The sequence below is a fragment of the Kosmotoga sp. genome (genome assembly GCF_982836095.1).
Window position 1 is genome coordinate 1 of the sequence record NZ_CEYIHJ010000089.1, and the last position, 7,643, is coordinate 7,643.

A 7,643-nucleotide genomic window follows, 5' to 3' on the forward strand; every position below is an offset into this window, starting at 1 on the left:
ATTGAATAGCCACTGCAGCAAGCTCTGCATCTTGAGATCGCATATAAGCATCGCCCATTAGCACAACACGTTTCCCAGCCCACGTTGTAACCTCCAGTCCTTTTTCGTTGTAGTAATCGTGAGTTCCTTTACGTTGAGAAGCATCACCCCATGTACCAGCTACATGTCCAGCAGCAAATACATCTTGAAGGAAATGCTGTGCAAATCTCTTCAATAAAGCCGAGATGGCGTATCAAATTTCTTTCAAAGCTTTTTTCGATTGATTCTCATCGACTCGAACTGGTTTTTAGGGAAGGAAAAGTTCTGGGCATTGTGCCACTGAGAAGGATTATGAATGATAAGTTCATCAGGAACTTTTACCTGAAGCATTCCAGGGATATAAAAGCAACACAGGAAATGCTGCGTAAAAATTTTGTCAATGTACCAATGACCAATAAACTGGGACTTATTTTTGATAATGGTGGCATAGATGGTTCAAATGTACCCGAAGGTTTTTTGGTTCCTTTGCCTAAGGATCCATGCCTTTCGGCGAAGAAAATAAGAGACTATATTAGGCGCAAGTACAATAAAAATGTTGCGGTGGTAGTTACAGATACATTATCAGTTCCAAACAGGACAGGGGCTCTTGATGTTTGCGTTGGTTGCTCTGGTATTTACCCAATTACTGTTAACGAATCGGGCCCTGATTTGTTTAAGCCTAACAAGTTCGGAGGAAACGTTGTTGTTGTAGATGCTGTTGCTGCAATTGGAGGAGCTGTTATGGGTGGAAATACTGAGCTTACCCCGGTTATCATTGTGAGGGGATTTGAGTACAAGTTCTGGGAAGATAAGGGCGATTGCGAGGAGTATCAAAGCATAATCAGTTTTCCTATGAGATCCAAGATAAAAGCTGGATTTTATACCGTATTGAACACAATTTTGTTCAAACTTGCACAGTTTTTTCTATTTTTAAAAAGTGGAAGATGAGTCTTTCAACGACTTAGATCCCAGTAATACGTGTGAAAATTTTCATTTCCCAGAACGAATCTGATTTGATAATCCACGATTTCTTTCCACATGAGCGGGGAAGTCTCTGGAATAAATCTTATAAGCTCATTAGGGGTTCCAAATATGTTCTCCTCATTTCGCTCGATAGATGAAGTGCGCAATTTATCGAATTCTATCACAAGATTCCCAAGTTTCATTCTATCTTCGTACATTTGCCCGGATACCTTTTTGTTGTTAAGCAATACAGTATCACTGACAGGGAACTTTACGGGCATATAATCAGGTCTTATTTTTTTGTGAAGCTCTATAACTTCGTTGACAGTTGGTTTTACATATTTCTTTCCACATTTATCGCAATAAAATGCGTGTTTTGCACTCCGTATAGAACCGATAGTGCCGCATTTTGGACATCTCCAGAGAAGTTTTTCAATACCCCTATAATCCCTGTAAGGAAGCTCGAAAGTGGGATCTGGCTTAGTTAAGAATCCCTTGATTTTTTCTTCAAAATGCTGGTCTTCTGGAGAAACCGGGTCGCCGAATTCAATGGTAGCCCTTCCCAATCTAATTCTGTTGGACCACCTTGGCCATAGTCGCTGGATACCATAAAATTTCACGGGAATAACGGGAATATTTAATTTCCTTAGAAGCTTCCAGATTTCTTTTCTGATGCAGATGGGCTCACCGTCCCAGGTGCGTGCAGCTTCAGGCGCTATTCCAATATCAAAGCCATTTCTTATTGTTTCGATGATTCTTTTCATCGCCAAAAAATCCACGGTATAGCGCTTAACAGGTATAATCCCGACTTTCCACATGAAAGGGATCCTGTCGAAGTACAATGCTGTACTGACAAACCTGAAGTATCGATTAACTGCGTAATACACGAGTGGACCATCATAATGGGTCTGGTGAAGGATAGCAATCACATGCGGGCCTTTTGATTTCAGTGCTTTGCTGTTAACGACCTTAGGCCAAACGATGATCTGGACAAGAAATTTCATGAGCAAATTCAAAAAGATATATTGCCATGGAACACTACGGGAATAATCAAAGGGAATATACTTACCTGGAAGAGGAATAAATGCGGGGACTTTTTTGGCATATTCTCTAAACTTTTCGAAATTCTCCATTAGCTTTCTCTCTTCAAAAATGAAAACATAAAAAACTATTAGAAGACCAATACCAAATAAAAGATAAAGCCCTACAAGACTCCAATTACTTATTAGTAGACCGGCAAGAAAAAGTAGGTACGCCAGATACAAAGGATGCCTCAAAAACCTGTATGGGCCAGAGATAACCAATTTTTTCGGAGCATAGAAATAGTATGGGGCACCACCACCATCAAAGAGCATGATAAGCGAAGAGTAAAATGCCAAAAAAACACCAAAAGCTACAACAACCCAGCCTAAAAAAGCAATTGGTAATGATAGAGGTGAACCGGTTGAGATTATGGTTAAAGGAATAAGCAACCAAAAAACAATTGTTTCAGCTGCGCACAGAGCGAATTTCATTCCAGCCTCCTAATAAAAACATTGTACCGCCAGTTTCAGGTGTTTCAACCTGAACTGTTAATCCAAGAGTATCGATGATCTTTTTGAATATTGAAAGACCTAAGCCATACCCCGAGCCGGTTCTGGAGAAATCCCCTTTATAGAAACGTTGAAAAACCCTTTCCTTCTCTTGTTCAGAAATGCCGGGGCCATAGTCTCTAAAGATCAGAGTTGAAGATTCAGATTTCCAAAAAATCTCAATTGGTTTTCCAGGTGCATGCTTTATTGAATTTTCCAGCAATATCTTGAATGCAAGTTGAATGAGCTTTTTATCTGTCATCACAATTATACCGGGTAATTCAAATTTCATCTCGATGTTTGCTGAACGGCTGACAAAATCAAGAGCTTTTTCAAGCGCTTCTTTTAAGTTCACGGCGCTGAATTCTGGTTTCAAATCGGGTTTTGCGAGAAATAGCAGAGATTCAGTCAAGGTAATCATACTTTCAGCTGTTTCTGTTATATTTTTGGCTGCTTCAAGAACAACATCTGGATCCTTTATACCCCAACGCTTGATCAGCCTTGAGAATCCCACAATAGAAGTCAAAGGGGAACGTATTTCATGGGCAACATCAGATGAAAATTGCTCTTGTCTTCTATAAGCTTCTTCTATCTTTTCGAGCGATCTATTCAATGCTTCCTTTAAGTCGTGAATTTCCTTTGCTTTTGAATTCATCTCGATTCTTTTTGAGAGATCCGAAAGAATGGTATCCTGGAGTGCGTTGGAGATTTCTTTTAAAGGTTTTGCTATTCTTCTTCCCATAATGATCCCAAAGATTAAGGATAAAGCAATGGCCAAAAGAACCCCCAATCCAAGTGTCTTTTTGAGAGCATTCAAAAAGACTTCATATTCGAGCATATGTGTACCTATTATTAGTTTTTCACCGTTTTCAACAAAGCCATACAAAAGGTAAGTCTTACCACTTTCAGAAACAATCCTTGGCCCTTCCACAAACTTCTGATTACCTATCTCATCGTTGTCCCGAATAACATTTTCACCTATCTGAACGAACATGTTTTCGTATAACTGTTGGTTTCGCCAACCACCCATGAAACCGGGAGACCCCATAATGCCACGTTGTGGTGCTGCAGAAGAAGCACGATAGGAATTCAACAGTTCCTTGGAATAGTTGTTTATAAAAACGGTGGTTGATACCCGATACACAAAAATCGATATGAAAGCTATTACGAGAACAAGAAGGATTATAAAGCTTATTGTCAAGATCACAGAAAGTGGCAGAGTAAATGCACTTTTATTTGATGACATAACCTACCCCTCTAACTGTGTGGATTAAATTCCCGTGCTTACCAAGCTTTTTCCGCAAGTAATTTACGTAAACCTCAACCACGTTTGGATTTCCCCAATCTTCTACTCCCCAAACAATTTCTAAAAGTTTATTTTTTGACATGACTATCCCTTTGTTTTCAAGAAGCACCCTCAATAGATCGAATTCGGTCTTGCTCAAATCTACGCTCTTACCAGAGATCAGTAGTTCCCTCTTGTCTACATCCATTTCAAGTGCGTTATAATTCAGTTTTCTGGGTTTCTTCTGCCTTCTTAAAAGTGCCTCTATTCTTGCTAAGAGTTCTTCAATGTGAAAGGGTTTTACCACGTAATCATCTGCCCCTCCCTTTAGTCCCCTTACCCGGTCGTTGACTTCCCCACGAGCTGTGAGCATTATTACGGGCAATTCTTCAGAGACTTCTTCTCTTATAAATCTCAAAATACTAAATCCATCTATGACTGGAAGCATAACATCTAGAATGATGAGATCAGGTTCTTCTGCTTCAAGTAAATCCAGCGCTTGATCGCCGGTAACAGCCAGAATTATTTCATAGCCGCTATGTTCAAGCTCTAATTTTAAAAACCGGCTTATATGAGGATCATCTTCAATGAGTAACAACTTCCTTTTGCTCAAAGTTTTCACCTACCCTAGTGAGAACGGGAGCCGGAATTTGAGTCGCTACATGGCGGCTTTTTCATGCTTTCACGGCTTTCGATTTTCTCGATACTCGTAACTTGCAGCAATTCAAATCGTGCTTTCTTTCAATTCTCACTAACATTGCCCTTGCTTTGCAATATCGATAAGCTCCCGGTAATTATACCAAGTATCATCAATACGAGACCCAGTGTCTCTTTAGGTGAAGCCCCCTCACCGAGAAAAATCATTGCAAATAGCAATGCAAAAGCTGGCTCACCAACATACACCAATGAAGCTCCAATCGAGCCGATATGTTTTTGATACCTAAGTTGAATAGCCACGGCCAAAATGGTGGCGAAAACAGCAGTGAAAGCCGCTGTGAAAATCGTTCCACCGCTGAAAATGATTTTTCCGGGAATAAAGGGAATGAGGATACTATTGACAAGGGTCACAATGAGTAATTGAGGTAAAAGCATTTCAAACTCATCATTATCATTTTCAATGGTGAAGACGCTGATGTATATAACATGGAGTGCAAAAAATAAAGAGCACAAAATTGTTAAGAAATCCCCAAATTGGATTCCGCCTTTGGGTGATGTCAGGAAATATAGCCCAACTATGGAAATAAGCAAAGCCATAACTTTCATGGGAGAAGGTAGCTTTCTTTCAATCAGCGGCGACAGGACAGCTACAAAGCCAACATACAGTGCCGTGATAAAAGCACTTTTAGAAGCAGTTGTGTGAACAAGTCCCCAGGTTTGGAATACATATCCACCAGTCAAAAATAGCCCGAGAATAGCACCCCGCAAATTGAACAACGATCTAAAGGGATTCCTCCCCTTGAGCTTCTCATAGACGATAACCAGGAGAGAAGCAATTGCAAATCTCAATGCATTGTAGAATACAGGCGATAAGCCTTCACCGAGAATAGCTTTTTGCATGGGAAATGTAAGCCCCCAGAAAAGCACTACAAGCAAAAGCATGAAGGTTGCCCTAGCTTTCAAGAATTTCTACCCCCAAATTTTCGAAACTTGGAAATACAATTGTAAATAAACCTACTTTAAGTGTATATCGCCATATCTTTTTATTCAGCGAAATTGAAAACGCAAAAGGTGATTTCATTAAATATTGTGTTATAATATTCGAGTTTGACAAAACCCATTTTTCGTGATATAATATTATTTAGAGACGCGAAAAAAGCGTCTCTTTCTTATTTATTGCGAAAGCAACAAAATCAATGCCACAATGGCGACAATGGCTCCAACAATGGCGAATATAGTATAAATATCTTTCCTTACTTCTTCTTCAGTTTTTTGACTCAGCACAAAACTAATCGATGTAGTTTCATCTTCAATTATGGTGATATCCTGTGAAGCGCCGTGATATTTCCACTTAGATATGGTGACATTGTGATTCCCAACCTCTGCAAAATCCTTTATTGGTGTTGTTCCAAAATATTCTCCATCAATATATACAGAGGCACCTGAGGGTTCGGAATACACTTCAAGATAGCCATAAGGATAAGTGGGAAGCAAATTAAACTTGAGTTCAAAATCGCCGAAATTCACACTACGAGGATTTGGCCCCCAGGCAAGCCTTTTATCGTTGAAAAGGTAAAAACTATGTTGCCCAGGTTCAAGCTCTTTCAGCATTATTGGCGCGATTCCTTCATACAACCCATCAATGAATACTTTTGTGTTCTGCCTGTCGGAAACGATGTTGACTTTTGTCGTTGCTGGTGCGTAATTAGCATAGAAGTAGTAGTTTGCAACAGTCCAATTGGAATGTGAAAGAGAATTCATTATCAGGCTTTTCATACCGGAAACGCTGTTAATCAAGTATGGGAATGCACTGGTATGAAATCGTATTATCACAGGGTCAAGAAAATAGAGCGGTTCTTCAGAAGCTATGAGTAAAAAACTTTCCCTTCCAACGGTATTGTCCACTATTAAACGATATCCCAAAGAGCTATCTGTTGTTGGAAGCGTGTACAGTTCATTGGCGTTGACAAAATTGTTTGTATCGTATTTGTTTGGAAACAAAACCTGAACCCTTCCATCTGGAAGAATATCCAATAAAGTTACATAAGCGTCTTTGTTTACTTTAAAGCTTACTATCAGCTCTTCCCCTGCGTAATAAGTGCTTCCCTTTGGTTTGTTGAATTCAAGCGTTGCGTTTATGCCGTCTTCAGGTGGTATAAGGATTATGTTTGCAGGGTCGTATTGAACCCCAACGAAGCCAAAAAGATTCACTAGAAAAAGTGAAAAAAGAACAAATAAAAATAATCTTTTCATTTTAGGTTGCCCCCCTTCAACTATGGAAATTTTAATACGGTCACGCCCTTTTGTTTTTGCTCGAATATTCCTTTACCCATTTCATCAATTTTTCTTTGAGGTCAGCTTTTCTTACTCTTTCAACGATTCTTCCTTTTGCGAATATCACTGCTCCGGTAGTAGTACCAGCAATACCAATATCAGCATCTTTTCCTTCACCTATACCGTTGACAACACACCCCATAACAGCTATTGTCAAATTTGTATTGATGTCTTCAAGCCATGTTTCCACATTGTGTGCAAGAGATTCAACATCGATTTCCGTTCTCGCACAGGTGGGACATGCTATAACCTCAACGCCTTCTTTGAGATCCAAAGCTTTCAACAGTTTCTTTGCAATTTTTACTTCAATTAAAGGGTCGCCAGCAATTGAAACTCTTATCGTGTCACCAATTCCCTCAAGAAGTAGTGTACCGATGCCTATTGAAGATTTTACCACCGCGGTTTCGAAAACACCCGCTTCTGTAACACCAATATGTAACGGGTAATCTACTCTGGATGATATATATCTGTTTGCTTCGATAGTTTCTTTTACCGATGACGATTTCGCGGAGATAACGATGTCATAAAATCCCATGGATTCAAGGATACGGGTCTCCTCAAGAGCGCTTTCTGCAAGTGCTATGGCTTTGTTATCGTATCCTTTGAAACTCTCTTTTATCGAGCCCGAATTTGCTCCCACCCTTATAGGGGTTCTATAGGCCTTTGCGACACTAACTATTTCCTTGATTTTCCAGGACTGTCCTATATTTCCCGGGTTAATCCTGACCTTTGCAGCTCCCTTCTTTATAGCTCCAATGGCAAGGCGATAATCGTAGTGAATGTCAGCAATTAAAGGTACTGGACTGTGCTTGACT

General features: G+C 39.8%; 8 protein-coding genes. 1 reads left to right on the forward strand and 7 read right to left on the reverse strand.

What is annotated here, in order from left to right:
- Window positions 1–214 (reverse strand): hypothetical protein (locus AC3LHT_RS06785; RefSeq protein ID WP_488662370.1); only part of this gene is annotated, 214 nt, incomplete at its 3' end.
- Here AC3LHT_RS06785 and AC3LHT_RS06790 point away from each other — a divergent pair.
- Window positions 199–966 carry a coenzyme F420-0:L-glutamate ligase gene (locus AC3LHT_RS06790; RefSeq protein ID WP_488662371.1) on the forward strand — a complete coding sequence of 256 codons (768 nt, stop codon included), beginning with the start codon at window positions 199–201 and terminating at the stop codon, window positions 964–966. The genes AC3LHT_RS06785 and AC3LHT_RS06790 overlap by 16 nt on opposite strands.
- Window positions 967–971: 5 nt before the next feature.
- Here AC3LHT_RS06790 and AC3LHT_RS06795 read toward each other — a convergent pair whose 3' ends face one another.
- The 6 genes from AC3LHT_RS06795 to ispG form a co-directional block, all read right to left on the reverse strand.
- Entirely contained in the window at window positions 972–2,495 is a 1,524-nt protein-coding gene (locus AC3LHT_RS06795) for a 1-acyl-sn-glycerol-3-phosphate acyltransferase (protein ID WP_488662372.1), read from the reverse strand.
- Complete coding sequence (locus tag AC3LHT_RS06800) at window positions 2,470–3,798, reverse strand: HAMP domain-containing sensor histidine kinase (RefSeq protein ID WP_488662373.1); 1,329 nt, start codon at window positions 3,796–3,798, stop codon at window positions 2,470–2,472. The genes AC3LHT_RS06795 and AC3LHT_RS06800 overlap by 26 nt, the downstream gene beginning before the upstream one ends.
- Window positions 3,785–4,450, reverse strand: coding sequence for a response regulator transcription factor (locus AC3LHT_RS06805; RefSeq protein ID WP_488662374.1), 666 nt, complete (start codon window positions 4,448–4,450; stop codon window positions 3,785–3,787). Before AC3LHT_RS06805 ends, AC3LHT_RS06800 begins: the two co-directional genes overlap by 14 nt.
- A 128-nt stretch (window positions 4,451–4,578) precedes the next feature.
- Window positions 4,579–5,457 (reverse strand): DMT family transporter, encoded by an 879-nt coding sequence (locus AC3LHT_RS06810; RefSeq protein WP_488662375.1) that lies wholly within the window; start codon window positions 5,455–5,457, stop codon window positions 4,579–4,581.
- 210 nt (window positions 5,458–5,667) lie between these two features.
- Window positions 5,668–6,747 (reverse strand): DUF4384 domain-containing protein, encoded by a 1,080-nt coding sequence (locus AC3LHT_RS06815; protein ID WP_488662376.1) that lies wholly within the window; start codon window positions 6,745–6,747, stop codon window positions 5,668–5,670.
- 40 nt (window positions 6,748–6,787) lie between these two features.
- On the reverse strand, window positions 6,788–7,643 hold an 856-nt coding region (gene ispG / locus AC3LHT_RS06820), incomplete at its 5' end, for a (E)-4-hydroxy-3-methylbut-2-enyl-diphosphate synthase (RefSeq protein ID WP_488662377.1).

What these genes read in the sequence shown, in the direction of transcription:
- AC3LHT_RS06795 (WP_488662372.1), bottom strand. Translation starts at nt 2,495, where the DNA reads ATGAAATTCGCTCTGTGCGCAGCTGAAACAATTGTTTTTTGGTTGCTT.
- AC3LHT_RS06800 (WP_488662373.1), bottom strand. Translation starts at nt 3,798, where the DNA reads ATGTCATCAAATAAAAGTGCATTTACTCTGCCACTTTCTGTGATCTTG.
- AC3LHT_RS06815 (WP_488662376.1), bottom strand. Translation starts at nt 6,747, where the DNA reads ATGAAAAGATTATTTTTATTTGTTCTTTTTTCACTTTTTCTAGTGAAT.